Genomic DNA, 25,331 nt, shown 5'->3' with positions numbered 1-25,331 from the left:
ACCAAAGCTAAAATATAGGTGAAAAGGGAGGCAAAAAGACACCCCATTTCTACTCCGAAATCTCCTTTGACCGTTCTCGCCAAAAGCAAAAAAGCAGTGCCAAACAAAAATAAATGCAAGGGTTTTAAGCTGTTATAAAACTTGATCATCTTCCGGATTATTTAAAGAATGAATCTACAAATTCATATTTATTAAACACTTGCAGGTCTTCGATACCTTCTCCAACTCCAATATATTTGACAGGGATTTTAAACTCATCAGAAATTCCTATAACCACTCCGCCTTTTGCCGTACCGTCAAGTTTGGTAACTGCCAGTGAAGTCACTTCCGTAGCGGCTGTAAACTGTTTTGCCTGTTCAAATGCATTTTGTCCGGTCGAACCATCCAAAACCAACATGACGTCGTGTGGAGCATCTTCAACCACTTTTTGCATGACACGCTTCACTTTGGTCAATTCGTTCATTAAACCGACTTTATTGTGCAAACGCCCTGCAGTATCGATAATGACAACATCTGCGTTTTGTGCCACGGCACTTTGCAGCGTATCAAAAGCTACTGAAGCCGGGTCGCTTCCCATCTGTTGTTTCACGATAGGCACTCCTACCCTGTCTGCCCAAATTTGCAATTGATCGATAGCGGCCGCCCTAAAAGTATCGGCTGCTCCCAAAACAACGGAATAGCCTGCTTTTTTAAATTGATTGGCCAGCTTCCCGATGGTAGTTGTTTTTCCTACCCCGTTTACACCGACAACCATGATCACATATGGTTTTTTATTTTTCGGAATGGTAAATTCGGATTCTTCCCCGGAATTGGTTTCCGAAAGCAGGCCTGCGATTTCCTCACGAAGGATTTTATTCAATTCCTCAGTTCCGAGGTATTTGTCTTCTGAAACACGTTTTTCGATCCGATCGATAATTTTCAAAGTAGTCCCTACTCCTACATCGGAAGAAACAAGGATCTCTTCCAGGTCATCCAATACGGTATCGTCAACCTTTGACTTCCCGGCAACGGCTTTGGTCAGTTTTGATAAAAAAGAGGTGCTTGATTTTTCAAGGCCTTTATCTAAGGTTTCCTTTTTTTCAGAAGAGAATATTCTTTTAAAGAAGCTCATTTTTTTGATTGATTAGATTATTCGGTTGTCAGATTGCCTGCTCCGGTCATTTCCGGGCATAAATCGAACGGAAGCCAAAGTTTTCATGCTATTATTAATCCTGATAAACAGAACGCGAACGACCATGAAAAAATAAGAGCTGTTTTCTAAATTAACTGGCACAAATATAAAACAAAAAAGCTACTTTCAGAAGAAAGCAGCTTTAGTATATTTTTATTTCGAGATTATTTCTTTTTCAAGAAAGTATCTACTTCTTCTGGAGCCATGATAGCTTCAACAAAAGTGTAAGCGCCAGTTTTAGGAGATTTTACCATTTTGATAGCTTTTGATAATCTCTTAGAAGCTGTTTGTAAAGTTGCTACGGTTTTCTTTGCCATGACTTAATAATTATTTAATTTCTTTGTGTACAGTCACTCTTTTCAAAACTGGATTGAATTTTTTAATTTCCAATCTGTCTGGAGTATTCTTTTTATTTTTCGTTGTAATGTAACGAGAAGTTCCGGCTACACCAGAAGCTTTGTGCTCAGTACATTCTAAAATTACCTGGATTCTATTACCTTTCTTTGCCATCTTAATATATATTTATAGGAACAGATTATTTAATAAATCCTTCTGTCTGCGCTTTTTTCAAAACTGCAGAAATTCCATTTTTATTAATCGTTTTAATTGTAGAAGCAGCTACTCTTAGAGTAATCCATCTGTCTTCCTCAGGAAGATAAAAACGTTTTTTAATCAAGTTCACAGAGAATTTTCTCTTTGTCTTGTTCATAGCGTGAGAAACGTTATTTCCAACCATCGCTCTTTTTCCTGTAAGGTCACAAACTCTTGACATTATGCTTATCTTTTATCGTTATTCAAAATTCAGAGTGCAAAATAACAAAAAAGAAACGGATGTAGCAAACAATATTATAAGTTTTTTGTAATTTCTTTATAAATTATTTCCAAACCTTTAATTACCGCTCTATCAATGACTTTTTCCCGCGGTTGGCCAAAGTTGAATTCTTCGCTGAAAACCCCATCCGGCGTTGCAATACCGATAAAAACTGTCCCTACTTCTGCTTCGGACTCACCTTTGTCAGGACCTGCATTTCCGGTGGTGGCAATGGCATAATCCGTATTTAAGATCTTTTGCACCTGCGACGCCATGGCTTCGGCGACCGCCGCACTCACGACCGAATGCTCCCGGATCACTTCAGGGGAAATGCCCAAAATCGTTTCTTTAACTTCGGTGGCGTAACTCACCACGCTCCCTTTAAAATATGCCGAAGAACCCGGAACAGAAGTTATCAAAGAGGCGATTTTCCCTCCTGTACAACTTTCTGCAGTAGCGAGCGTTATTTTTTTCGCTGCCAGCAATTTCCCTAAAACCACTTCTAAAGTTTCTCCATCATCATACCCGACAATACAATCGGAAATGATCAGTTGTAGTTTTTCGACTTGCTCCCTTATTCCTTCATGTAATTGGTTTTCGTCGGTTCCACGGGCAGAAAGCCGTAACCGTACACGACCCGGGCTTGGCAAATAGGCCAATTTGATATATTCCGGCAGCTCGTCTTCCCAGGATTCGATCCTTTCGGCTAAAAGGCTTTCGCCCACTCCATAGGTCAGGATTGTTTTATGGACAATATAAGGCCTGTCAAAGCGGGAAATCAATGTAGGGATAACCGCATTTTCAATCAGGTGTTTCATTTCAAAAGGCACGCCGGGCAACGAAACAAAAACCGTATTTCCTTTTTCCATCCACATTCCCGGAGCTGTCCCTACCTGGTTGAACAATACTTCGCAACGCGACGGGACAAGCGCCTGGTCTTTATTTATCTGGGTAATCGGGCGTTTAAAAAAGCCTTCGATCAATTGTGTGACATGTGCCAGGACTTTTTCATCAACCACCAGTGTATCCTCAAAATAATCGCAAAATGTCTTTTTGGTAATGTCGTCTTTTGTCGGCCCCAAACCTCCGGTAACAATCACTACATCCACTTTATCCTGCAAAGAAGAAAGCGTGTTTAAGATATGTTTCCTGTCATCGGTAATAGATAACATCTCATGCACGCCAATACCGATCTTATCTAATGATTTGGCTATAAATGAGGAATTGGTATCGACAATTTGCCCTATAAGGATTTCATCGCCAACAGTAACTATGGTTGCTCTCATGTCTAAAGTAAGATTGGGGTTTGCATTCCGGAAGCAGGACTGTTTTACAACGGTTATTCAATCTACAAAACCGGAAAGTATTCCAGGAAAGGATCCTATTATAAGTTAAAATCTTTTTTTATTTCGGCCAGGGCCAAATCTACTCTCTCCGACAAGCTTTTGTAGACTTCCTTGATTTCCTTCTTTTTCCCCTGATCCTTGGTCCATTGCTCGATTTGAAGGATTTCTTCATGCGCGGCTTCCATACCCAAAAGGTCAAGGGTTGGCTTCACTTTATGCGCAAAACCATAAGCATATGGAAAATCCTTGGCATTGATCCCTACCTTTATTTGCTGTACATCCGCGGGAACTTCTTCCACAAAAAGGTGTATTATCTGCAATACAAAATCCTTGTCATCATCAGAAATTGCATAAACTTTCGCTAAATTGTAATGTATCGCCATTATTTTACTTGAATTCTAAATAATTTGTTCTCTTCTAAAAACCCTTCCAAAATATCGTCCGGATTTACTTTGGCTACCCCGGCCGGTGTCCCGGTAAAAATAACATCCCCAATTTTTAAGGTGAAATATTGTGAAACATAAGCAATCAGTTCGTCGATTTTCCACAACATATGGCTTGTATTCCCTTTTTGGACCGTTTTACCGTTATTTGTTAGTTCAAATGTAAGATTTTCCAGCGAATTGAAATTTTTTATCGATAAAAAGTCACCTATTACCGCTGAACCGTCAAAAGCCTTCGCTTTTTCCCACGGTAAACCCTTTTCTTTGAGTTTGCTTTGAAGGTCACGGGCTGTAAAATCAATCCCCAATCCGATCTCTTCGTAATATTTATGTGCGAATTTGGCATCGATATATTTCCCTACTTTGCTGATCTTCACCAAAACTTCCACTTCATGATGGATGTCATCACTGAATTCAGGGATTACAAAAGGATGCTGTTTCAGCAAAATGGCCGAATCCGGCTTCAGGAAAACCACTGGCTCGGCCGGGCGTTCGTTTTGCAGTTCGGCTATATGTTCGGCATAATTCCTTCCTATACAGATTATTTTCATTTTTCCGGAGCTTTTCCCGCTATTCATTCCAATCTGCTGTTCCGCTGTCGCTGCACAGCAGGATTTCCTTTGCTATCGGGGCTATGTTATGATTTTGTATTTAATTTTCTCAATTTGATTCCCGTCAGGACCTTTTTGGTATACAACGGGAAGTCCGCGTTTTGGATCCATCCGAAATAACCCGGTTCTTTTTCCAGTACATCGTCAACCAAAGCGCCTTTGTGTTTCCCGAAAGAAAATACTTCCTGGCCTTCCGGATTCAGGGTTATAAATCCTGCAAAATCAACCGATTTTTTCCGCGTCGTGAATTCCGATAAGGCTTTCATGTCATTTTCCAATTCAGGATAACGTTCTAATTGGGCTTTTAGTATTTCATAGGTTGCCATAGTATCGGCGGCGGCACTATGTGCGTTTTCAAGGCTTTGCCCGCAATAAAACTTATAGGCAGCACTCAAGGTCCTTTCTTCCATTTTATGAAAGATGGTCTGTATGTCTACGGAAACGCGGTTTTTCATGTCAAAATCCACTTCGGCACGCAAGAGTTCTTCGGCCAGCAGCGGGATGTCAAACCTGTCGGAATTGAATCCGGCGAGGTCCGAATCCTTAATCATCGTATGGATTTGTGAAGCAAGTTCCCGGAACGTGGGTTCGTTTGCCACTTTTTCGTTTGAAATCCCATGGATGGCTGTTGAGCTTGGAGGAATAGGCATTCCCGGATTTACCAGCCACGTTTTGCTTTCTTTGTTTCCGTTTGGATATATTTTAAATATTGCAATTTCAACAATTCGGTCTCTGGCTACATCTATCCCTGTCGTTTCCAGATCAAAGAAGCAGATTGGCCTGTTTAATTTAAGTTCCATTTCTAATTTTTGAGTAGCTACAAATGTAAATATTTAAAAAGTGGCAACGCAGGAAAATAGCAAAGTTTTTTCAACACGGAACCATTTTTGAAATTTTCAATACCCAAAAAGAAAACCCGATAACTAACGTATCGGGTTTTGGAAAACGAATAAACAATCCGTTCGTATGCTTAAAATTTGTATCCTACCGAAATCTGGGCACTGGAAGCTTTAAGCGATTCTCCGTAATGGTTTGGCACTACAGGCGTGCCGCTTCCTGAAACATTCCCGGACAATACGTTTCTGTTTTCGGTAAAATCGGTCAATCCTAAATTGTACCTTGCCTGGAAGAACATACCGCTTTTCAATTCATAACCTACACCAACGTTTACGCTAAAGTTTATTTTATTCAGTTTGTAATCATGGTCAATTACCGCGGCGCTTAAAGAACCGTCTCCATTGGTTACGACAATTACGGTTTGGTCTTCGCTCATATCTCCATCTGTTCTTCCCACTGCGTTTGAGTCCGGCACCCTCAATTCTGATTTGTCATTGGCTTTTACGATAAAACCGATTTGCGGGCCTGCTTCAACACTAAAACCTGCTGTAGGATAGTATTTGAACATCACCGGAAAATTGATGTTGTTTAAGGTGATTTCTTGCACATAGTGGTATTGCGTTCCGCCAACCTCATCATCGAATTCGTCTTTTCCTCCTTCAAGAGAGTAGAATATCTCCGACTGGATGCCGAATTTTTCATTGAATTTATACTCCATGACTCCACCGATGTGAAATCCGAGTATTGGAGAAGAAATACCATCAACCGATGCAACATTTACTCCTGATTTAACACCAAATCTAACTGGTTTCGTGCTTACCGCCTCTTGTGCGTTAGCCATTCCTAAAGCGAACAAAGCCGCTATTAAAAAAACATTTTTTCTCATTGTTTTTGAATTATTTACCGCAAAAGTACTATATCAGTTTTAACTTACAAGAAATTGCACTCTTTCTCGATAATCCGATAAAAAATTCAGGTGAGTGACCAAAAAAAATGAACGAAGTCCAAAAAACAGGCTAAAAAGAAAACCCTTTCCTGAATTCAGGAAAGGGTTGTATGATAAATTAACATATCTTCTAATTAGAAATCCCTGTTTGCATCAAAAGCTTCAAGGTAATCGGCAACACGTTTTACGAAACTGCCTCCCAACGCTCCGTCAACTACCCTATGATCGTAAGAATGCGACAAGAACATTTTCTGGCGGATCCCGATGAAATCACCTTCCGGGGTTTCGATAACAGCCGGCACTTTACGGATCGCTCCAAGGGCGAGGATACCTACTTGCGGCTGGTTGATAATCGGTGTCCCGAAAACAGAACCGAAAGTCCCTACGTTCGTTACGGTATAGGTTCCTCCTTGCGTGTCGTCCGGTTTTAGTTTTCCGGCTTTGGCACGGTTCCCTAAATCATTGACTGCTTTTGCCATGCCCACCAAGTTTAATTGGTCTGCATTTTTAATTACCGGGACAATCAGGTTCCCGTTTGGCAAGGCTGCTGCCATACCCAAGTTTATATTTTTACGTTTGATGATGAATTCGCCATCAACAGAAATATTCATGCCAGGAAAATCTTTCAATGCCTTAGCTACAGCTTCCATGAAGATTGGCGTGAAAGTCAGTTTTTCGCCTTCCCTCTTCTCGAAAGCGGTTTTCACTTTATCCCTCCATTTTACAATATTGGTCACATCCACTTCAATGAATGACTGAACGTGCGCAGATGTTTGTACGGAAGCAACCATATATCCTGAAATCAGTTTACGCATCCTGTCCATTTCGACAATTTCGTCACCACCGTTTACCGAAACCGGAACAGCTTTTTGTCCTTCGGCTGCGCTTGTAGCAACAGCTTTTGGGGCTTGTACGGCAGGAGCCGCTGCAACTGCAGGTTTATTTCCTCTGTTTTTGATATAATCCAAAATATCAGCCTTGGTCACTCTGCCTTCCTTACCGGTACCGGCAATAGCTTCCAATTCGGCAACGGAAACACCTTCTTCTTTGGCAATGTTCTTCACCAATGGGGAAAAGAATTTATCCGAACCTGAAAAATCCGCCGGGGCAACAGCTTCTTTTGCTGCTTCAACCGTTTTGGCAACCTCTTGCGCTGCTGCAGGAGCTGCTTCCGCTTTAGGGGCATCAGCCACAACGGCACCACCTTCAGTTTCAATGATCGCAATGGTTTGACCTACCTGTACCACATCATCGGTATTGAAAAGAATTTCAACAAGCGTTCCGGCCACTTCCGAAGGCACTTCACTGTCTACTTTATCCGTAGCAATTTCAAGTACCGCTTCGTCCATTTCGATTTTGTCTCCCACTTTTTTTAACCAGTTGGTTACGGTCGCCTCAGCAACACTCTCTCCCATTTTGGGTAATTTCAATTCAAACTTTGCCATATCTTTAAACTAAAGTTGTGTTTTCGTATTTGGTTTGCAAAATTAACAATTATTTCAAATATAAATTTCGCAAAATGCATTTTTTTACTCGATTTCGATAATTTGACCCCGATCATTACTGCTATTGCTTCCGATCATAAAGGAAGTTTTGCCGGGAATGATCTTAAAAGTGTAATCTTTATTTTTGTATTCCTCCAAAAAACCTATAATTTCCCGGAAAGTAAAACTGCCGTTGTCCAGCAGGATTTCGGTTGTCCCTTTTTTGAAATCCGATTGCGAAAATAACGTATTTCTGTTAATATCCGTAAACCATTTCAGCTTTTTTTGGAGCCGTTTTTCTATTTTGTTTTTCAGCTTTGGGTTATCGGAAAACAGTACATAGGTGTCTGCATGTAATGCCATTTGCCTGGCCTGGCTTTTCTTTGCCAATGCGAAAAAGAAACTGCCCAGCCGCATCAAAGCATCAAAAGCAAAAGCACTTTTAAAATGCTTTTTATAGAAAAACTGCATGGCTTCCCTGAAACGTTTCATGTACATTCCGTCACGCACGGTGCTTTCTCCTTTATAATGAATGACTGATGTTTGGTGGAAATAATAATTTGACTTCCCGGACTTTAGGATCATATAACTCAAATCGATATCGTCGGAATACATGAAACAGTTTTCGTCAAAGCCTCCAACCTGCAGGTACAATTCCCTTTTCATAACCATAAAGGCCCCTACCAGGATATCGACCTTGCCGGTTTCGTTTTCGGAAAGATGCTGTGCGTAGTACTTATTGAACAAGCTGTTTTTTGGAAAAAACTTATACAAACCGAAGATTTTTGTGGCTGCTACCCATGGTGTCGGTACGCCACGCTTGCATTCGGGCAGGAAATTACCGGTGCCGTCTATGAGTTTGCAGCCTGCAATGCCCAAGTCGGGTTTGGTTTGTGCGAATGCCAGCATTTTTTCAAAAGTATCTTCGGCAACGACCGTATCAGGATTCAGTATGCAGATATATTCTCCTGAAGCTTCGGCTACACCCATATTGTTGCCTTTCGGGAAACCGAAATTAGCCTTGTTATCAATAAGAAGGACTTCCGGGAAACGTTCCCTGATCATTTCACAGCTGCCATCCTGCGAGAAATTATCGACGACAATGATTTCCCCATCTATGCTTGAGAGTGCTTTTTGAACGCTCAGGACACATTGTTCCAGGAAATAACGGACATTATAATTGAGGATGATGACGGATAATTGCATTGAGCAAATATAATTGGTTTTTTCCTTTTTTTAAAACAAAACCAGGCGTAGCGGCTTCTTTCTGCCAGCACTTCGATAGTATCCGTTTGAGGCAAAAGCAAAATATAGCACTTTTTTCATAAAAAAACAAGTAAAACTACCTATTGCATGTTATTTTATAAATTATATTTTTGTAAATATTTTCTTAATTTTTATCGATACCAAAAACACTAAACCATTCATTCTATGGTAAAAAAATTACTTATGCATCCGGGTTTCCCAATCTGGTTTTTCCATCTTCCTATCGTACCATGCTACCTCTACTTGAGCCTGCGGAGGTTATCGCTTGCTTTTTTCACCAACACCAACCCGGCGATTCACACAGGAGGATTTGTAAATGATTCCAAAACAGATTATATCAAAGACATCGATGCAAAACTCATTCCCGAGTATTTGTATATCAGCCAGATGCGCTCTTTTGAAGCCGTCCTTTCCGAATTGCAGCGCAAAAAAATGGTTTTCCCGCTCATCTTCAAACCGAATGTGGGCGAACGGGGAAAAGGTGTCGTCAAAGTGCATAACGAACGGGAACTGGCGAGGCAACTGGAGAAAAACCCTTCCGATGTAATCCTTCAGGAATTTATTGATTATCCACTGGAATTCGGGGTTTTGTATTACCGTTTGCCCAATACGAAAGAAGAAGGCATTACTTCTGTCACGCTCAAGGAAATCCCAAATATCAAGGGCGATGGCATCCATACCATAAAAGACCTTATTGAATCCAAATATGGCAACCTGTCCTTTGAAAACCTCGGTAAAATCAACACCGGGACCATTTTGGAAAAAGGTGAATACCTGCCCTTGGAATACATTGCCCATCGCAACAGGCAATGTGTTTTCAGGAATTACAACCATATCAACAGCCCGGAACTCCTGGCTACATTTAGCAAAATATCCGCCCAGATTGAAGGTTTTTATTTTGGGCGGTACGATGTCAAGGCCAACAGTGTGGAGGACCTGATTAGCGGAAATAACATTAAAATACTGGAAATCAATGGCGTGGGAAGCCAGCCTATCCACATTTTCGATCCAGCTTATTCTTTCCTGAAAACCTATTCCGACTTAACTACACACTGGAAATTAATTTATAAGATAAGCCGTCAGAACCAAAAAAGGGGCTTCCATCCTATTTCCTTCAAAAAACTGTATAACGAAATCCAATTAAACCAAGAAACATGTCAAAAATTCTAATTATCGGGGCTGGTGTCAGCGGCCTTACTACCGCCCTTTGTTTAGCCCGGGAAGGATATGGAGTTACTGTCCTTTCCAAAGATTTCTCTCCTAATATTACCTCTAATGTTGCCGGGGCTTTGTGGGAATGGCCTCCAGCGGTCTGCGGGTACCACAGCGACCTGATTTCCCTGGAAAGATCAAAGGAATGGTGCATGACCAGTTATGATAAATTTTACGAATTGGCACAAAACAAGGAAACGGGCGTTTACATCAGGGATGTTTTCTTCTTTTTTAAGGATTTTGTCCAAAACAATGATTTCCATCTGCATAAGATGAATGAATTGAAAACCAAAGTCAAGGGCTTCCGTCACGATGCTTCTTTAATTGAACGCGAAGGCATCAATCCTAAAACAGGAATGGTAGACGCCTATTGCCACGAAGCTCCCATGGTAGATACTGACATTTACATGGAATGGCTACTGAAAGAAGTACTTGATTTAGGTGTAGAAGTACTTCAGTCCGAAATCACCGAAACGCTCTCGGATATAGAACAAATACTACTGGAGCAATATAACTGCGAGTATATCGTAAACTGTTCGGGCCTTGGCTCCATAAAACTGGCCAATGAAGACATGTATCCTTTGCGGGGCGCTTTGGTACGGATTAAAAACAATGGCGCTGGATTTCCGGTGCTGGATAAAGCATACTGCGTTTCTTTTGACGAAAAAACCAGGGAACAGGACATTGTATTTATTGTCCCGAGAGGCGAAAACCATGTTATCCTGGGGGCTTTGGCCGAAGAAGGCGAATGGGGCACCGATATAAACCTGGACAATTACGAGCCAGTAAGGCAAATGTTCGAACGTTCCAAAAATTTCCTTCCGTACCTTGAAAATGCTGAACTGGATGAAACCGAACCGGTTCGGGTTGGGCTACGGCCTTTCAGAAAAGGGAACGTGCGCCTGGACTGGGAAATTGACACATCTATTATCCACAATTATGGCCATGGCGGTGCTGGCGTTACCTTTTCGTGGGGTTGTGCAGAAGAAGTCGTTGCCATGATCAACTACAAAATGTATGCGGATAGGAAAAAAGCATCTTCCGTTTACGCAGAATAAAAACAATCCACAGCATTTTATCAAGCATTTTTAAGGGTTACCTTGGAAATGCTTTTTTATTTCCTTCACTTACTATTAAGACGTGTTGTTTGACGTCCGGAATCCCAAAAACGGCGGTATTATTTCCTTTTTACCGCTTTGCCGTCCTGTATCGGTTAAAAGATTGCCCAGTTCTTCGCAAGTACAAAACAAAAGACCTATTTTTGCCAAAAATTACCGTTGTGAATTACTTATCAGTCGAAAATATATCGAAATCCTTTGGAGAGCGTACGCTGTTTGAAAACATTTCCTTTGGCATCAACAAAGACCAGAAAATCGCTTTTATTGCCAAAAATGGTTCGGGGAAAACCTGCATCATGAAGATCATCAATGGCGAAGACGAACCGGATACCGGTCAGGTGGTAGTCCGAAAGGATATCAGGATGGCATTTTTATCGCAAGACCATAATTTACAGGACGAATTAACTATTGAAGAAAGCATTTTTGCTTCCGATAATGAGGTTTTGAAAGTCATTGAACGTTACGAAAAAGCCTTGGAGCACCCGGAAGACGAAGAAGCATACCAGAAGGCCTTTGATGACATGGACCGTCATAATGCCTGGGATTTTGAAACGCAGTTCAAACAGATTTTGTTCAAACTCAAACTCGAAGACTTCAAACTGAAGGTAAAAAACCTTTCCGGAGGGCAGAAAAAAAGGCTTTCGTTAGCCATTATCCTGATCAACCGCCCTGATTTACTAATCCTTGACGAGCCGACAAACCACCTAGACCTGGAGATGATTGAATGGCTGGAAAGTTATTTTGCCAAAGAAAATATTACGTTGTTTATGGTCACGCACGACCGTTTCTTCCTGGAACGTGTCTGCAACGAAATCATCGAGCTGGACAACGGGAAATTATACCAGTACAAAGGGAACTATTCCTATTACCTGGAGAAAAAAGAGGAACGCATCGCTTCTGAAAATTCGAGCATAGACAAAGCCCAAAACCTTTTTAAGAAAGAATTGGAATGGATGCGCCGCCAGCCCAAAGCCCGAACGACCAAATCAAAGTCGCGCCAGGATGATTTTTACGTTATCAAGCAAAAAGCCGAAAGCCGCCGCAAAGAAAATGTGGTCGAACTGGAAATCAATATGGAGCGTATGGGCAGTAAGATTATCGAACTTCATAAAATCTCAAAAAGGTTTGGCGACCATGTTATTTTAGACAATTTCACTTTCGATTTCCAGCGTGGCGCCCGTATTGGGATCATTGGCAAAAACGGGACTGGCAAATCTACATTCCTGAATTTGCTCACCGGAACCCTTCCGCTTGACGGCGGGAAAGTAATTGTGGGCGACACCATCAAAATAGGTTATTATACCCAAAGCGGTATCAATCCGAAACCCGGGCAAAGGGTTATCGATATCATCAAGGAATATGGAGAATATATCCCGCTAGCCAAAGGAAGGATTATTTCAGCATCGCAATTACTGGAACGTTTCCTTTTTGATTCCAAAAAACAATACGATTATGTCGAAAAACTAAGCGGTGGCGAATTGAAGCGTTTGTATTTGTGTACGGTTTTAATCCAAAACCCGAACTTTTTAATCCTGGACGAACCTACAAACGATTTGGATATTGTGACCCTGAATGTCCTGGAGAGCTTCCTTCTGGATTATCCGGGATGCTTGCTGGTTGTTTCGCATGACCGTTATTTTATGGACAAGATCGTGGATCACTTGTTTGTTTTCAGGGGCCAGGGTGAAATTGAAAACTTCCCCGGGAATTATTCTGATTTCAGGGCGTATGAAGATAGTGCCGATGTGGCGCAAAAAGAAGAGAATAAAGCCGAAAAGAAAGACTGGAAACAGCAAAACAATACTTCCGGGCTGAGCTTTAACGAACAGAAGGAATTCCAAAAAATCGAAAAGGAAATCAAGGAACTGGAATTGAAGAAGAAGGAAATCGAGCAATTGTTTTCGGACGGGAAAGTCGCAGATGCCGATATTGAGAAAAAAGCCAATGAATTGCAGGCTGTCATCCAAAAACTGGAAGAAAAAGAAGAACGCTGGTTTGATCTTTCGAGTAAGATTGAGTAGTGTTCAGTCACAGTTTTTAGTTTCAGTTTTCAGTCATAAAATTATAAGCCACAATAATGGATTTCAGAGGATTATTAGCCTATCAAAAAGCTATGGAAGTATTCAATATTTCTAAAAATTTCCCTAATGACGAAAAATATTCATTAACAGATCAAATCAGGCGTTCTTCAAGAAGCGTTTGTGCAAATATGGCCGAAGCCTATAGGAAAAGGAGATATGTGAATCATTTCATCAGCAAATTAACAGACAGCGATGCTGAAAATTCAGAAACAAATGTATGGTTGGAATTTGCTTTAAAATGTAATTATATTACGATTGAAGCTTTTGAGAAACTAAGCTCCCAAAATATAGAAATTGGAAAACTAATCAACTATATGATTAACAATCCTGAAAAATTTGGCTGCACTGAAAATAACTGAAAACCGAGACCGAGACTGAAAACTAAACACATGAACCAAATCAAATCCTACATACGATTCCTTTGGCACTCCAAAAACGAACATGGGGTGCATTCCCCGTTTGTATTTGACCTGGTGACCAAATGTTTTTATGGCAAAAAACCAAAAAAAGCATATTCTGACTTAAAAGGTTACAGGAAAGCCTTGCTTCAAAATAAAAATACGATTGAAGTGACCGATTTCGGTGCCGGTTCCAAAGTGTTCCGGTCAAACACCCGCCAGATTGCTAAAATTGCCCAAACCGCCGGGATCACGCCCAAACGGGCCGAATTATTATACCGCGTTGCCCATTATTTCCAGCCACAGTCTGTTTTGGAGATTGGGACTTCCCTCGGGTTGGCGACCGCTGCATTATCTCTGGGGAACGAAACCTCACAAATCACTACGGTGGAAGGCTGTAAAAACACTTCGGCTGTAGCCAAAAACCAGTTTGAAACATTTGGCCTCAATAACATCGAAACTGTAACGGCAGAATTCACCAGTTACCTTGAAACTGCAGCCAAAAATTGCAACTGGGAGCTTATTTACTTTGATGGCAACCATTCCAAAAAAGCGACGCTGGCATATTTCGATCTTTTGCTACCGGGTGCCACCAACGATTCCGTATGGATTTTTGATGACATCCATTGGTCTGCAGAAATGGAAGAAGCCTGGGAAACAATCAAGAAAAACCCCAAAGTAACGGTCACAATTGACACATTCCAATGGGGATTTGTATTTTTCAGGGCAGAACAACGGAAAGAAGATTTCGTTATCCGCGCCTAATTATTTTCTGTTTTAAAAAGACGTATTGAGCGACAAGGACAATCCGGTGCTTTCCGGAACGAACCTGCAGACGCCGCCTACGCACAACAAACCGCCTCTTTGCCTACCGTAATTCAAGGATACCCTTGTAGCATTTCTCCTGAAAGCCGTCCCTACATTGTAGTAATGCTTTCTTTTGGACACATCGTCATTTCCGTAATTATACAAGTCGGAACAATAAAAAGACCATTGCTTATTGGCATTGAATTCCAATGTGGAAGCCGCCCAGTTTTTCTTATCACTGTCGGCCCAAAGATGCTCTGCCAGAAGCCTAACGGACTTATCTTCCATAAACCTGTAGGTGGTTTCGGCTGAAACTATATTGGTTTTGACAAGGCCGGAAGTTTCCTCCACGAATTTTTTATTGTAATATTGATTGATGTAGGTGAAAATCGTATGCCATTTATCATTGATTTTCTTGTCGATTTCAATATTGTAGTCTGAAAAGTATTTTTGTCCGAAAGCCAGGAAGTCTGTCTGGTAATCCCTCGGGTCTGCAAACGAATATTTACCGTCCAATCCGTACCAGTTCGACATGTTGAAAGAGACTTTGGTCCCGGTTTTACCGCCTAGGGCAGATTCTTTTTTGAAATTATAAAAGAAATCAACCTGGCCTCCTATTTCACCTGATTTCATAATGGTTTCATCCGGCAATGATACGCCCGGCTGAGCTTGGTATACATAAATATTGGCCAAACTGTTATGGTGCTGTTTGGTCAAGCTGGGAATGAAATTAATGATCTTGTCATTGTAAAGGTTTCCTTTGGCGGTCCTTTCGGAGAAAAAATTCATGTTTTCAAGCCTTCTGAAAGTACCGTCAATCCCGAATCCTTTCTTGGAATACCCAATATTGAACAGGAAAGCGCTTCCGGGTTTGATAAAATCATTTTCAATCTTTTGAACCTCTACAATGGCATCTTCGGATTTATAATCGAACTCCGTTGAAAAATAAAAAGCGTTATGGGTGAAATTAAGCCTTCCGGAATATACGTTTGTCAGCTGTGAGAAATTAGGATCGGCAACAGCTGTTTTTTCATCCCTTCCTACATAACTTAATCCTAAGGTCACATCGGAAGATTCTATTTTAAACATGTCTGAAATCCCGATTTCGGAGTTGAACCCGAATATTTTGCCATCAGAAACCTTAAAACCGCTTTTCTGCTGGCCGTACAAACCTGTAAACGAGAGATAGCTCACAGGAGAATAGACAATCCTTCCGCCCCGCAAGGCATTGTTGATCCCCAAAGCCCTGTCTTCCCAGCTCCTAAGCGCCAAACCGCTTCCGAATTGCTCATAGAAATACCCGGCTGTAACCTCTAATTTCTCTGATTTATATTGAAGGAAATACGTAGACACATTGGTTTTTTTGTATTCCGGATTGTAATTTAAAAGGGCGTTGGGCTCATACGATTCTCCTTGTATGCCTGCCGTCCATTTTTTGTAATTGTAATTTAAAAACAGGTAATTATTAGACCGGAAAGGATCTTCAGGATGCGTGGTATGCATTCCTTTGTCATTCAGGTACCACTGCGAATTGGATTCGAAACCTCCGGACACATGCCCGTAGTCTTTTTTTTCTTCCTGCGCGTAAAATGCTGTTGATAGTAGGATCAAAAGCGCCGTAACTTTGTTTTTCATCACTTAAATTTATAATGTTTTAAGTTTTTCATACAACTCTTTTTCACTACCTGGAACATAACCATTCTGGACATATAGGATTTTTCCGTTTTTGACCACAATAGTGTACGGCGGGTTTACGATGGCCATCGCCCGTTTGAAATCCTGATTCGTATCCAAAAGCACATTATAATCCCATTCCTTGCCTTTAACTAAAGGTTTTACTCTTTTTTGCGTGCGCGAATCGTCTATGGAAACCGCTATGATTTCAAGGTTAAGGTTCTTTTTCCATTCTTCCTGAAGCTCGTTCATTTCCTCCAGCTCGTTGATGCAGGGCCCGCACCATGTCGCCCAGAAGGAAAAGACATAAATTTTATCAGTTTCGGTAAAGTCATTTTTTAAGGAAACGGATTTCCCTTCAATGTTAAGAAGGCTCAGGTTCGGCAGCTCTTGGGCCGCTAAATTAAAGCCGATAAGTAGGGTAAGAAGGTAGAGGTTTTTCATAGTTATAATTTTTCCGCAAATAAAAACATTTTTTAATTTATTAAGAGATAAATTGTTTATTATTTAAAAAAAAAGTATTTATTTGCAAAATAAACCTCAAAAAACACACTAATTTAAACAAACTATGAAAAAACTTAAATTGCATTTTTTTGCCCTTGCCGTTATTTTGGCAGCTACCTCCTGCAGTAAAGACGACGCTCCGGAATCTACAGGTTCTACACCAGTTAATGATGACCCGATTTCGGGAATGTTCCAAAAAAATGTCCTGATCGAAGATTACACAGGAACTTGGTGCGGATGGTGCCCAAGAGTGGCTTACAGCATCCAGCAAGTGGAAAACGTTACCACAAAATCTGTTGCCGTAGCCGTTCATGGAGGATCAGCATCTGAACCGATGCGATATACGGGATCCCTTCCTATCGATATCCAGGGTTATCCAACTGGAATGCTTGACAGGACTGTAGAATGGGTATATCCGGAAAACACACACATCAACCAGGCTAAAAATTTAGCCAAAAACAATAGCGGATTAGGGTTGGCGATGAATTCGACCGTATCCGGTGGGACCATAGATCTTAATGTTAAAATAAAATTTGCCCAAGACGTCACCAACGCTAAATTAGTGGTGTATCTGGTAGAAGACAACTTAGTATACGACCAGACCAATTATACTTCTTATTTCGGCGGAGGAGCTACTATTGCAAACTTCGACCACGATAATGTATTAAGACAGACATTAACGAGCATTACAGGAGATGCACTGACAGGCACAACTGCTTCTCAGACCATAACCAAAAATTTCAACTTACCGATACCTGCTAACGTTACCAATGCAGCCAACATTCATTTTGTGGCTTTTGTAACAGGGTCAAACGGAGGTGCTATCAATGTTAGGAAAGCTGCGCCGAATACGGACCAGGCCTTTGAGGTGAACCCTTAATTTTTCATATTATACATTAAAAGCCCTTAACAGCATTGCTTTAAGGGCTTTTTTTTTTGCCGCAGCAGATAAAAAAAGGCAGCCATCCCTGACTGCCATTCTTCCTTGAATTAAAATTAACTTAACTATTTTTTTGCTTTGGACATTTCTTCTGATTTTGCTCCCATTCTGTTTACAGTATACATAGGGGCGAATTTCAGTTTCAAGCCGGCAATTTTTCTGTTGTCTTCAGCTGAAAGTCCTTCTTTTTCAACTGTATTTTTTCGGCTGTCAAGCGCTTCGTACATTGTTTTAATTTCATCCCAGTCTTCTCGGGAATAACTGTCTTTATTATCCTCGACAGTATGTACGAATTGTTGGTAAACACCATGGATGTTTGCGGCATTTACCCAATCGAAATTCATGTCATCGCCAATTTTGCCTTCTCCAAACAAAGCGTTTCTCATTTTTTGTTTTGGGCTCAAAGCAGCGGCAGCTACTTCGTTTTGTTTTGCTTTTTCAGCTTCCAATTTTGCTTTCAGTTCCTCGTATTTGGCTTTACTGGCGTTTATTCTTTCCTGGGCTTTTTCCTTGTCTTTCAAATTTTCCAAAGCAGCTTCAGCATCCATCGTTCTGGACTGGTAAGCCGCATCAATGGCTTCCCAATTGGTTTCAGCATCTGAAGTGGGAACATTTCCTAATGAATCTACATAAATAACGTAGGTATCAACCGTTTTTTCCGCTTGCGCTTGTTTGTCATCCTTGCAGGATACAAATCCTAAAGCGATAAGTGCGGCGCCTAAAATCAAATTTTGCTTTTTCATAATATTTAACTTTTTAATTATGTGTTAAAATTATTGCGAATGGCGGTTTTTTTACTTACATAATTCCTTCCGATTGTTATACAATTCCTAATTCCCTGCCCTATGTGTAACATTCTTCCTTTTATGCATACTAATCCGAAGAACATAAATTTCTTACAATGTCAAATTCATTAATCAGGATAACCAATATCAAGAGGGATTTCATCCTTGGAAGCGAAACCATTAACGTTCTCAAAGGAATAGACCTGCAGATCAACAAAGGGGAATATGTTGCCTTAATGGGCCCTTCCGGTTCCGGGAAATCAACATTGATGAATCTTTTAGGCTGTCTGGACACTCCTACTTCGGGCCAATATATCCTGAACGAAAAAGATGTCAGCCAAATGGTCGACAACGAACTTGCCGAAATCCGAAATAAGGAAATAGGCTTTGTGTTCCAAACATTCAACCTTTTGCCCAGAACAACTGCATTGGACAATGTGGCCTTACCGATGATTTATGCCGGTTATTCCAAAAGCGACAGGAAAACAAGAGCTGAGGAAGTTTTGACACAAGTGGGCCTTAATGACAGGATGGACCACCAGCCCAACCAACTTTCGGGAGGGCAACGCCAGCGTGTAGCCATTGCAAGGGCTTTGGTAAACAAACCTTCGATTATTCTTGCCGATGAACCAACGGGAAATTTAGACAGTAAGACTTCTGAAGAAATCATGAAGCTTTTCGGGGAAATCCACAGTAAAGGGAATACCGTTATCCTGGTTACGCACGAAGAAGATATTGCTTCCCACGCCCACAGGATCATCCGCCTTCGCGACGGCCTTATTGAAAGCGACACACAAAACAATTGACCTTCCCAATCTTTCGGGGACCGTCACGATAAATCCATAAAACCATAATGAACATTGCCCTACTCACTTGTGCCGATTTTCCGGAATTGGCTCCAGCCGACCAGCTACTAATTCCGGAACTTGCCAAACACGGCATCACGGCAAGCGCAGTAATCTGGAATGACAAAACCGTCCACTGGCCTGATTTCGATTACCTGGTTTTCCGCAATACCTGGGATTATTTCGAAAAAGAGGCCGAATTCAACCTTTGGCTTGACCATATCGGACAATTAGGGATCAGGACTTTAAATCCCATCGAAGTCATCCAGGAAAACAAACACAAATTTTACCTTCGTAAAATGGAAAAGGCCGGAATCCGGATTATCCCGACTGTTTTCATTGACAAAACAGAACAACTTGACCTTCCCGGCATTATTCCTCCCGATTGGAAAAAAATGGTCCTAAAACCGGCATTTTCAGGAGGCGCTTACCAGACAAGCGTTTTTGAAACGGCCGATAGCGATAAAATCAATCACGAATACCAATCTGTGGCAGCACAAAAAGAACTCTTGCTGCAGAAATTCATGCCTGAAATACAGTCTTTGGGAGAAACCTCTTTTATTTTTTTCAATAAAAAATTCTCGCATTGCATCAACAAAAAACCTGCCGAAGGTGACTTTAGGGTGCAGGTACAATTTGGAGGGAATTATACTTCGATCGACCCTTCGCCAGAATTGATACAAAAAGCAAAAAAAATAGTCGATCAGTTCGATTATGATCTTTTGTACGCCAGAGTAGATGGGATCATCATTGACGGCGAATTGCATCTGATGGAAATAGAATGCATCGAACCCGATTTGTATTTTAACCTAAGCGCCGGCTCACTTGAGAGATTTGTCAAATCAATATTGGAATTAATACAGTAAATTTGTATCCAGATTTGAATTTACCATCTATAAAAACCACCTAATGAAAGTATATACTAAAACCGGCGACAAAGGCACTACGGCTCTTTTTGGCGGGACACGTGTGCCAAAACACCACATACGCATTGAAAGTTACGGGACTGTAGACGAATTAAACTCTTACATAGGGCTTATCCGCGACCAGGAAATCAACATACAGTACAAAAATGTCCTTATTGAAGTTCAGGACAGGCTATTTACCGTAGGCGCCATTTTGGCTACGCCACCTGAAAAAGAGACCTTAAAAAACGGCCAGCCGCGGTTGCAAAACCTTGGTATTGTAGAATCTGACATCGTTTTTTTGGAAAATGAAATTGACACTATGGAGGAATCGCTCCCGCCAATGACACACTTTGTTTTGCCAGGAGGCCACACAACGGTGTCATATTGTCATATTGCACGCTGTGTTTGCCGCCGTGCGGAGCGTTTAGCAGTGCATTTGAATGACATGGAGCCCACAGACGAGCTCGTAATTAAGTACCTGAACCGACTTTCTGACTATCTTTTCGTATTGGCACGGAAGTTGACAAATGACTTAAACGCAGACGAAGTACAATGGATACCCCGAAAGTAATCAAAACCCGTTTGCAAGTGTCACCGGCCGGCTTATCCCGGATCAAAACCGGACATAAAAAAAGACGTTCTTAACTTTACCTAAAAATAAATCAAAAAAAACTTGATTTTTTCAGTAGAAAAATTATTTTTGCAATAAATTAAAATTCAACAAGATGTATTGGACATTAGAATTAGCATCATATTTAAGCGATGCACCATGGCCTGCTACCAAAGACGAATTAATCGACTACGCCATAAGAACAGGTGCTCCACTTGAAGTGGTAGAAAACCTACAATCTATTGAAGACGAAGGAGAAATTTACGAATCAATGGAAGAAATATGGCCAGATTATCCAACTGACGAAGACTATCTTTGGAACGAGGATGAATATTAGAAATAAAACCTGCTAAAAAGTCTCTTTCGAGGCTTTTTTTTTGGTCAATTTAACACCCATTTTTAAACAAAATTATTATGAGTTTCATAAACAGTATATTAAAAGCATTTGTAGGCGACAAATCACAGAAAGATGTAAAAGCCATTCAGCCGCTCATCACTAAAATAAAAGCATTTGAAAGCAGCCTCAGTTCCTTATCGCATGATGAATTAAGGGCTAAGACGACAGAATTCAAACAAAAAATCAAGCAGGCGCGTGCTGAAAAAGATGCTAAAATCGAAAGTTTAAAACTGGAAGTGGAAGCCATTCAGGACATTGATGCCCGTGAAGAAATCTATGTTCAGATCGACGCTCTGGAAAAAGAAGCGTATGAGATTTCCGAAAAAACATTAAATGAAATCCTTCCGGAAGCTTTCGCCGTGGTTAAAGAGACTGCAAAACGTTTTAAAGAAAATACGCAGGTTACTGTTTCCGCCACTCCAAAAGACAGGGAACTTTCTGCTTCAAAATCCTACATCAATATTGTTGGGGATACTGCCGTTTGGGCCAATTCCTGGAATGCCGCAGGTAAGGAAATTACCTGGGACATGATCCATTACGATGTCCAGTTAATTGGTGGTATCGTATTGCACCAGGGTAAAATTTCCGAAATGCAAACCGGTGAAGGTAAAACTTTGGTAGCAACCCTTCCTTTATATTTAAATGCTTTAACCGGAAACGGTGTACACCTTGTAACGGTAAATGACTACCTTGCCAAACGTGACAGCGCCTGGAAAGCCCCTTTATTCGAATTCCACGGATTGACCGTAGACTGTATCGATTTGCACCAGCCTAATTCCGACGAACGTAGAAAAGCGTACGAAGCGGACATCACTTACGGTACCAATAACGAATTCGGTTTCGATTACCTGCGTGATAATATGTCACATTCCCCAAGCGATTTGGTTCAGAGAAAACACAATTTCGCCATAGTCGATGAGGTCGATTCTGTATTGATCGATGACGCAAGGACACCATTGATCATCTCCGGACAGGTAACCGATGGAGACCGTCATGAATTTAACGAGTTAAAACCGAAAATTGACAATCTGGTTAACCTGCAGCGCCAACTGGCAAACGGGTTTTTAGCCGAAGCCAAACGCCTTATCAAAGAAGGAAACACTAAAGACGGTGGTTTCCAGCTATTAAGAGCTTACAGGGCATTGCCAAAAAATAAGGCCCTGATCAAATTTTTATCGGAAGAAGGCGTAAAACAACTCCTTCAGAAAACCGAAAACCAATACATGGCAGATAACAACCGTGAAATGCCAAAAGTGGACGAAGCGCTTTATTTTGTTATCGAAGAAAAAAACAACCAGGTAGAATTGACCGAAAGCGGAATCCAGGCGATGTCGAGGGACACAGATGATACTTTCTTCGTTTTACCGGATATCGGGACTGAAATCGCCCGAATAGAAAAACTGAACCTTTCCAAAGAGGAAGAAGCAGAGCAAAAAGAAATACTGTTCCAGGATTTCAGCGTAAAAAGCGAGCGTATCCATACGTTGACACAGCTTTTAAAAGCCTACACTTTATTCGAAAAAGATACCGAATACGTAATCATGGACAACAAAGTCCTTATCGTTGACGAACAAACCGGGCGTATCATGGACGGCCGTCGTTATTCCGACGGATTGCACCAGGCGATCGAAGCCAAGGAAAATGTAAAGATTGAAGACGCGACCCAAACCTATGCGACTGTAACGCTTCAGAATTATTTCCGTATGTACAGCAAATTGGCAGGTATGACCGGAACAGCAACCACTGAAGCCGGTGAGTTTTGGGAAATCTACAAATTGGATGTTGTGGAAATCCCAACAAACAAAGGAATTTCACGTATTGACAAAGAAGACTTGATTTACCGTTCGGTTCGTGAAAAATTCAATGCGGTAATTGAGGATGTAGTACAGCTTTCCCAGGCGGGAAGACCGGTGCTTATCGGGACAACTTCCGTAGAGATTTCCGAATTGTTAAGCCGAATGCTGAAAATGAGGAATATCCAGCACAACGTATTGAATGCTAAAATGCACAAGCAGGAGGCCCAGATCGTTGAAGAAGCCGGTAAGCCGGGCGTAGTTACCATTGCGACCAATATGGCCGGCCGTGGTACCGATATCAAACTGACTCCGGAAGTTAAAGCTGCCGGTGGTTTGGCCATCATTGGTACGGAACGACATGATTCGCGTCGTGTTGACCGCCAGTTGCGTGGTCGTGCGGGACGTCAGGGAGATCCGGGAAGTTCCCAGTTTTATGTTTCGCTGGAAGACAACCTGATGCGTTTATTTGGTTCTGAAAGAGTAGCCAAAGTAATGGACAGGATGGGATTGAAAGAAGGAGAAGTAATCCAACATTCGATGATGACCAAATCTATCGAACGTGCCCAGAAAAAAGTGGAAGAGAACAACTTCGGTGTGCGTAAACGTTTATTGGAATATGACGATGTGATGAATGCACAACGTGAAGTGGTGTACAAACGCCGTCGCCACGCTTTACACGGAGAACGCCTTAAGCTGGACATTGCCAACATGATGTATGACACTTGCGAGGTAATCGTGGAGAAAAACAAATTAACGAATGATTTCAAGAATTTCGAATTTGAACTGATCCGTAACCTTTCCATCACTTCTCCGGTAACGGAAACGGAATTTGCAAAACTGACCGAAATCGAGCTGACCGGGAAAATATACAAAGCGGCCTTACAATATTACAATGAGAAGATTGAGCGAAATGCAGAAGATGCTTTCCCTATCATCCGTAATGTGTACGAAAATCCGGGGAACCATTTTGAGCGTATCATCGTTCCTTTCTCCGACGGAATCAAATCCCTTAATGTCGTAACGGACCTGAAACGCGCTTACGAAAGCCAGGGGAAACAACTTATCGCTGATTTTGAGAAAAACATAACATTGGCTATTGTTGACGAAGCCTGGAAAAAACACTTACGTAAAATGGACGAATTGAAGCAATCTGTGCAATTAGCCGTCCACGAACAAAAAGATCCGCTGCTTATCTATAAATTCGAAGCGTTCAATTTGTTCAAGGCGATGATTGACAATATCAATAAAGATGTCATTTCGTTCTTGTTTAAAGGGGATTTGCCACAACAGAACAATAACATCCAGGAAGCGAAAGAAGTCCGCAGCCAGGAAAGATATACAGAAAGCAAAGAAGAAATCCTAAACAGTGACGAAATTGCGGAACGCAACCACGAAGCCGGGCAAACGCAACAGCGTCAGGTGACCGAAACTATTGTGCGTGATGCACCGAAAATCAACCGTAATGACAATGTGACCATCAAACATGTGATGAGCGGGAAATCGGAAACCATGAAATACAAAAAAGCCGAAAGCATGTTAGCTACCGGGGAATGGGTTATCGTAAACGAATAAATCCCGCCCTGACGCAAAAGCTTAAAAGCATTATATTTTACATCCCCGGTTATGTTTTATAATCGGGGATTTTTTTAAACCTGTCAAAACAAAAGCCTGGTTTTTGTAATCGTTTTATTCGGAATAGTTGTTATTTTTGTTGTCCCGAAACACGAATAAGGAACTACCGCTAAAAATGAATACCCGGGATATTAAACAGATACGATACATGATTGACAATCCAACTTTTACGGTTCTTTTCGATGCTTTCAAAGAAAGTATTTCCAACGGTACTTTTGCAAAACTGACACTGGCCAAAACCATTGGAAACACGCCATTGATGAATATCTACGTCAAGACTGTAATGGTTGACGGCCAATTGCTGCTTGCTTTACGATTCCGGTACCAGACCGAAGAGGAAATTACAAATTACACCATAGAAGAAGCAATTCCCGTCTTGATTTCCTATATCAACAATCCTTTTTTAACAGTGTTGCTGTTTACCACAGAAGCGGATGTTACCATGAAACTCAATAAAAAAAGGAATGCCACCATAACCGAACAACCGGCTACTTTCAAAAACCCTGACCCGGTTTTACTGGATTTCCTAAACCAATCCAAATAGTTTTCTAACTAATTCCAGTCTTTTTGCCCTGCTCACTATCGCTTGGAAAATCAGGCGGTAATTTTCCGTATACCTTACGGGTTTCTTTTCATGCCCTGCTCCAATTCATATCAATTAGCTCAAAATCAATGCTATTTATGGAACGAAACGCATATTTTACCTCTT

The 25,331-nt window shown here is 41.3% G+C and carries 26 protein-coding genes; 12 read left to right on the top strand and 14 right to left on the bottom strand.

Annotated features, from left to right (window positions below):
• Nucleotides 1–157 precede the first annotated feature (157 nt).
• The 11 genes from ftsY to E4635_RS08435 form a co-directional block, all read right to left on the bottom strand.
• On the bottom strand, nt 158–1,111 hold the full coding sequence (gene ftsY / locus E4635_RS08485) for a signal recognition particle-docking protein FtsY (protein WP_135526205.1): 954 nt from the start codon (nt 1,109–1,111) through the stop codon (nt 158–160).
• A 224-nt stretch (nt 1,112–1,335) separates the two neighbouring features.
• Complete coding sequence (locus E4635_RS08480) at nt 1,336–1,488, bottom strand: DUF4295 domain-containing protein (protein WP_135526204.1); 153 nt, start codon at nt 1,486–1,488, stop codon at nt 1,336–1,338.
• Nucleotides 1,489–1,498: 10 nt separating this feature from the next.
• Nucleotides 1,499–1,681, bottom strand: coding sequence for a 50S ribosomal protein L33 (gene rpmG, locus E4635_RS08475; protein ID WP_011963553.1), 183 nt, complete (start codon nt 1,679–1,681; stop codon nt 1,499–1,501).
• Nucleotides 1,682–1,706: 25 nt separating this feature from the next.
• Nucleotides 1,707–1,943, bottom strand: coding sequence for a 50S ribosomal protein L28 (gene rpmB, locus E4635_RS08470; protein WP_135526203.1), 237 nt, complete (start codon nt 1,941–1,943; stop codon nt 1,707–1,709).
• Between the two features lie 74 nt (nt 1,944–2,017).
• The gene (locus tag E4635_RS08465; protein WP_135526202.1) at nt 2,018–3,268 is read right to left on the bottom strand and encodes a competence/damage-inducible protein A; all 1,251 of its coding nucleotides are present in this window, start codon (nt 3,266–3,268) and stop codon (nt 2,018–2,020) included.
• Nucleotides 3,269–3,366: 98 nt separating this feature from the next.
• Complete coding sequence (locus E4635_RS08460; protein ID WP_135526201.1) at nt 3,367–3,711, bottom strand: Hpt domain-containing protein; 345 nt, start codon at nt 3,709–3,711, stop codon at nt 3,367–3,369.
• On the bottom strand, nt 3,711–4,322 hold the full coding sequence (locus E4635_RS08455; RefSeq protein ID WP_135526200.1) for a fumarylacetoacetate hydrolase family protein: 612 nt from the start codon (nt 4,320–4,322) through the stop codon (nt 3,711–3,713). Before E4635_RS08455 ends, E4635_RS08460 begins: the two co-directional genes overlap by 1 nt.
• An 86-nt stretch (nt 4,323–4,408) precedes the next feature.
• Nucleotides 4,409–5,182 (bottom strand): 3'-5' exonuclease, encoded by a 774-nt coding sequence (locus E4635_RS08450; RefSeq protein ID WP_135526199.1) that lies wholly within the window; start codon nt 5,180–5,182, stop codon nt 4,409–4,411.
• 170 nt (nt 5,183–5,352) lie between these two features.
• Entirely contained in the window at nt 5,353–6,105 is a 753-nt protein-coding gene (locus tag E4635_RS08445; protein WP_135526198.1) for a porin family protein, read from the bottom strand.
• A gap of 194 nt (nt 6,106–6,299) precedes the next feature.
• Nucleotides 6,300–7,610 carry a dihydrolipoamide acetyltransferase family protein gene (locus E4635_RS08440; RefSeq protein WP_135526197.1) on the bottom strand — a complete coding sequence of 437 codons (1,311 nt, stop codon included), beginning with the start codon at nt 7,608–7,610 and terminating at the stop codon, nt 6,300–6,302.
• A gap of 84 nt (nt 7,611–7,694) precedes the next feature.
• Entirely contained in the window at nt 7,695–8,855 is a 1,161-nt protein-coding gene (locus E4635_RS08435; protein ID WP_135526196.1) for a glycosyltransferase family 2 protein, read from the bottom strand.
• 225 nt (nt 8,856–9,080) lie between these two features.
• Here E4635_RS08435 and E4635_RS08430 point away from each other — a divergent pair, with 225 nt between their 5' ends.
• The 5 genes from E4635_RS08430 (at nt 9,081) to E4635_RS08410 (ending at nt 14,489) form a co-directional block, all read left to right on the top strand.
• Complete coding sequence (locus E4635_RS08430) at nt 9,081–10,085, top strand: ATP-grasp domain-containing protein (RefSeq protein ID WP_135526195.1); 1,005 nt, start codon at nt 9,081–9,083, stop codon at nt 10,083–10,085.
• Nucleotides 10,070–11,185 carry an FAD-dependent oxidoreductase gene (locus E4635_RS08425; protein WP_135526194.1) on the top strand — a complete coding sequence of 372 codons (1,116 nt, stop codon included), beginning with the start codon at nt 10,070–10,072 and terminating at the stop codon, nt 11,183–11,185. The genes E4635_RS08430 and E4635_RS08425 overlap by 16 nt, the downstream gene beginning before the upstream one ends.
• A 221-nt stretch (nt 11,186–11,406) precedes the next feature.
• Nucleotides 11,407–13,266: an ABC-F family ATP-binding cassette domain-containing protein gene (locus tag E4635_RS08420; RefSeq protein ID WP_135526193.1), complete on the top strand. Its 1,860-nt coding sequence runs from the start codon at nt 11,407–11,409 to the stop codon at nt 13,264–13,266.
• A 56-nt stretch (nt 13,267–13,322) separates the two neighbouring features.
• Nucleotides 13,323–13,685 carry a four helix bundle protein gene (locus tag E4635_RS08415; RefSeq protein ID WP_135526192.1) on the top strand — a complete coding sequence of 121 codons (363 nt, stop codon included), beginning with the start codon at nt 13,323–13,325 and terminating at the stop codon, nt 13,683–13,685.
• A 30-nt stretch (nt 13,686–13,715) separates the two neighbouring features.
• Nucleotides 13,716–14,489, top strand: a complete 774-nt coding sequence (locus E4635_RS08410; RefSeq protein WP_135526191.1) for an O-methyltransferase — start codon at nt 13,716–13,718, stop codon at nt 14,487–14,489.
• Between the two features lie 12 nt (nt 14,490–14,501).
• On the opposite strand, the gene E4635_RS08405 is transcribed toward E4635_RS08410, so the two are convergent.
• Together E4635_RS08405 and E4635_RS08400 are read right to left on the bottom strand one after the other, a co-directional pair.
• On the bottom strand, nt 14,502–16,166 hold the full coding sequence (locus tag E4635_RS08405) for a DUF6029 family protein (protein ID WP_135526190.1): 1,665 nt from the start codon (nt 16,164–16,166) through the stop codon (nt 14,502–14,504).
• A gap of 9 nt (nt 16,167–16,175) precedes the next feature.
• A complete protein-coding gene (locus E4635_RS08400; protein ID WP_169630227.1) occupies nt 16,176–16,649 on the bottom strand; it encodes a TlpA family protein disulfide reductase in 474 nt (157 codons plus the stop codon).
• Between the two features lie 124 nt (nt 16,650–16,773).
• Here E4635_RS08400 and E4635_RS08395 point away from each other — a divergent pair, with 124 nt between their 5' ends.
• Nucleotides 16,774–17,589 carry an Omp28-related outer membrane protein gene (locus tag E4635_RS08395; RefSeq protein ID WP_135526189.1) on the top strand — a complete coding sequence of 272 codons (816 nt, stop codon included), beginning with the start codon at nt 16,774–16,776 and terminating at the stop codon, nt 17,587–17,589.
• A gap of 125 nt (nt 17,590–17,714) precedes the next feature.
• Here the strand turns inward: E4635_RS08395 and E4635_RS08390 are convergent, their stop codons facing one another.
• Nucleotides 17,715–18,392: a DUF6565 domain-containing protein gene (locus tag E4635_RS08390; protein WP_135526188.1), complete on the bottom strand. Its 678-nt coding sequence runs from the start codon at nt 18,390–18,392 to the stop codon at nt 17,715–17,717.
• 158 nt (nt 18,393–18,550) lie between these two features.
• On the opposite strand from E4635_RS08390, the gene E4635_RS08385 reads away from it, so the two are divergent.
• The 6 genes from E4635_RS08385 (at nt 18,551) to E4635_RS08360 (ending at nt 25,166) form a co-directional block, all read left to right on the top strand.
• On the top strand, nt 18,551–19,240 hold the full coding sequence (locus E4635_RS08385; protein WP_135526187.1) for an ABC transporter ATP-binding protein: 690 nt from the start codon (nt 18,551–18,553) through the stop codon (nt 19,238–19,240).
• Nucleotides 19,241–19,287: 47 nt separating this feature from the next.
• A complete protein-coding gene (locus E4635_RS08380) occupies nt 19,288–20,145 on the top strand; it encodes an ATP-grasp domain-containing protein (protein ID WP_135526186.1) in 858 nt (285 codons plus the stop codon).
• Between the two features lie 43 nt (nt 20,146–20,188).
• Nucleotides 20,189–20,758 (top strand): cob(I)yrinic acid a,c-diamide adenosyltransferase, encoded by a 570-nt coding sequence (locus E4635_RS08375; protein WP_135526185.1) that lies wholly within the window; start codon nt 20,189–20,191, stop codon nt 20,756–20,758.
• 154 nt (nt 20,759–20,912) lie between these two features.
• Complete coding sequence (locus E4635_RS08370) at nt 20,913–21,134, top strand: DUF2795 domain-containing protein (protein ID WP_002986941.1); 222 nt, start codon at nt 20,913–20,915, stop codon at nt 21,132–21,134.
• A gap of 77 nt (nt 21,135–21,211) precedes the next feature.
• On the top strand, nt 21,212–24,562 hold the full coding sequence (secA, locus tag E4635_RS08365; RefSeq protein ID WP_135526184.1) for a preprotein translocase subunit SecA: 3,351 nt from the start codon (nt 21,212–21,214) through the stop codon (nt 24,560–24,562).
• Between the two features lie 208 nt (nt 24,563–24,770).
• Nucleotides 24,771–25,166, top strand: a complete 396-nt coding sequence (locus tag E4635_RS08360) for a hypothetical protein (RefSeq protein ID WP_135526183.1) — start codon at nt 24,771–24,773, stop codon at nt 25,164–25,166.
• The last annotated feature ends 165 nt before the right edge of the window (nt 25,167–25,331 follow it).

This window comes from Flavobacterium humi (assembly GCF_004745595.1).
Classification (GTDB): Bacteria; Bacteroidota; Bacteroidia; order Flavobacteriales; family Flavobacteriaceae; genus Flavobacterium; species Flavobacterium humi.
This window is presented reverse-complemented; position numbering and strand designations above follow the sequence as displayed.

What these genes read in the sequence shown, in the direction of transcription:
- ftsY (WP_135526205.1), bottom strand. Translation starts at nt 1,111, where the DNA reads ATGAGCTTCTTTAAAAGAATATTCTCTTCTGAAAAAAAGGAAACCTTA.
- E4635_RS08480 (WP_135526204.1), bottom strand. Translation starts at nt 1,488, where the DNA reads ATGGCAAAGAAAACCGTAGCAACTTTACAAACAGCTTCTAAGAGATTA.
- rpmG (WP_011963553.1), bottom strand. Translation starts at nt 1,681, where the DNA reads ATGGCAAAGAAAGGTAATAGAATCCAGGTAATTTTAGAATGTACTGAG.
- rpmB (WP_135526203.1), bottom strand. Translation starts at nt 1,943, where the DNA reads ATGTCAAGAGTTTGTGACCTTACAGGAAAAAGAGCGATGGTTGGAAAT.
- E4635_RS08465 (WP_135526202.1), bottom strand. Translation starts at nt 3,268, where the DNA reads ATGAGAGCAACCATAGTTACTGTTGGCGATGAAATCCTTATAGGGCAA.
- E4635_RS08460 (WP_135526201.1), bottom strand. Translation starts at nt 3,711, where the DNA reads ATGGCGATACATTACAATTTAGCGAAAGTTTATGCAATTTCTGATGAT.
- E4635_RS08455 (WP_135526200.1), bottom strand. Translation starts at nt 4,322, where the DNA reads ATGAAAATAATCTGTATAGGAAGGAATTATGCCGAACATATAGCCGAA.
- E4635_RS08450 (WP_135526199.1), bottom strand. Translation starts at nt 5,182, where the DNA reads ATGGAACTTAAATTAAACAGGCCAATCTGCTTCTTTGATCTGGAAACG.
- E4635_RS08445 (WP_135526198.1), bottom strand. Translation starts at nt 6,105, where the DNA reads ATGAGAAAAAATGTTTTTTTAATAGCGGCTTTGTTCGCTTTAGGAATG.
- E4635_RS08440 (WP_135526197.1), bottom strand. Translation starts at nt 7,610, where the DNA reads ATGGCAAAGTTTGAATTGAAATTACCCAAAATGGGAGAGAGTGTTGCT.
- E4635_RS08435 (WP_135526196.1), bottom strand. Translation starts at nt 8,855, where the DNA reads ATGCAATTATCCGTCATCATCCTCAATTATAATGTCCGTTATTTCCTG.
- E4635_RS08430 (WP_135526195.1), top strand. Translation starts at nt 9,081, where the DNA reads ATGGTAAAAAAATTACTTATGCATCCGGGTTTCCCAATCTGGTTTTTC.
- E4635_RS08425 (WP_135526194.1), top strand. Translation starts at nt 10,070, where the DNA reads ATGTCAAAAATTCTAATTATCGGGGCTGGTGTCAGCGGCCTTACTACC.
- E4635_RS08415 (WP_135526192.1), top strand. Translation starts at nt 13,323, where the DNA reads ATGGATTTCAGAGGATTATTAGCCTATCAAAAAGCTATGGAAGTATTC.
- E4635_RS08410 (WP_135526191.1), top strand. Translation starts at nt 13,716, where the DNA reads ATGAACCAAATCAAATCCTACATACGATTCCTTTGGCACTCCAAAAAC.
- E4635_RS08405 (WP_135526190.1), bottom strand. Translation starts at nt 16,166, where the DNA reads ATGAAAAACAAAGTTACGGCGCTTTTGATCCTACTATCAACAGCATTT.
- E4635_RS08400 (WP_169630227.1), bottom strand. Translation starts at nt 16,649, where the DNA reads ATGAAAAACCTCTACCTTCTTACCCTACTTATCGGCTTTAATTTAGCG.
- E4635_RS08395 (WP_135526189.1), top strand. Translation starts at nt 16,774, where the DNA reads ATGAAAAAACTTAAATTGCATTTTTTTGCCCTTGCCGTTATTTTGGCA.
- E4635_RS08390 (WP_135526188.1), bottom strand. Translation starts at nt 18,392, where the DNA reads ATGAAAAAGCAAAATTTGATTTTAGGCGCCGCACTTATCGCTTTAGGA.
- E4635_RS08385 (WP_135526187.1), top strand. Translation starts at nt 18,551, where the DNA reads ATGTCAAATTCATTAATCAGGATAACCAATATCAAGAGGGATTTCATC.
- E4635_RS08380 (WP_135526186.1), top strand. Translation starts at nt 19,288, where the DNA reads ATGAACATTGCCCTACTCACTTGTGCCGATTTTCCGGAATTGGCTCCA.
- E4635_RS08375 (WP_135526185.1), top strand. Translation starts at nt 20,189, where the DNA reads ATGAAAGTATATACTAAAACCGGCGACAAAGGCACTACGGCTCTTTTT.
- E4635_RS08370 (WP_002986941.1), top strand. Translation starts at nt 20,913, where the DNA reads ATGTATTGGACATTAGAATTAGCATCATATTTAAGCGATGCACCATGG.
- secA (WP_135526184.1), top strand. Translation starts at nt 21,212, where the DNA reads ATGAGTTTCATAAACAGTATATTAAAAGCATTTGTAGGCGACAAATCA.
- E4635_RS08360 (WP_135526183.1), top strand. Translation starts at nt 24,771, where the DNA reads ATGATTGACAATCCAACTTTTACGGTTCTTTTCGATGCTTTCAAAGAA.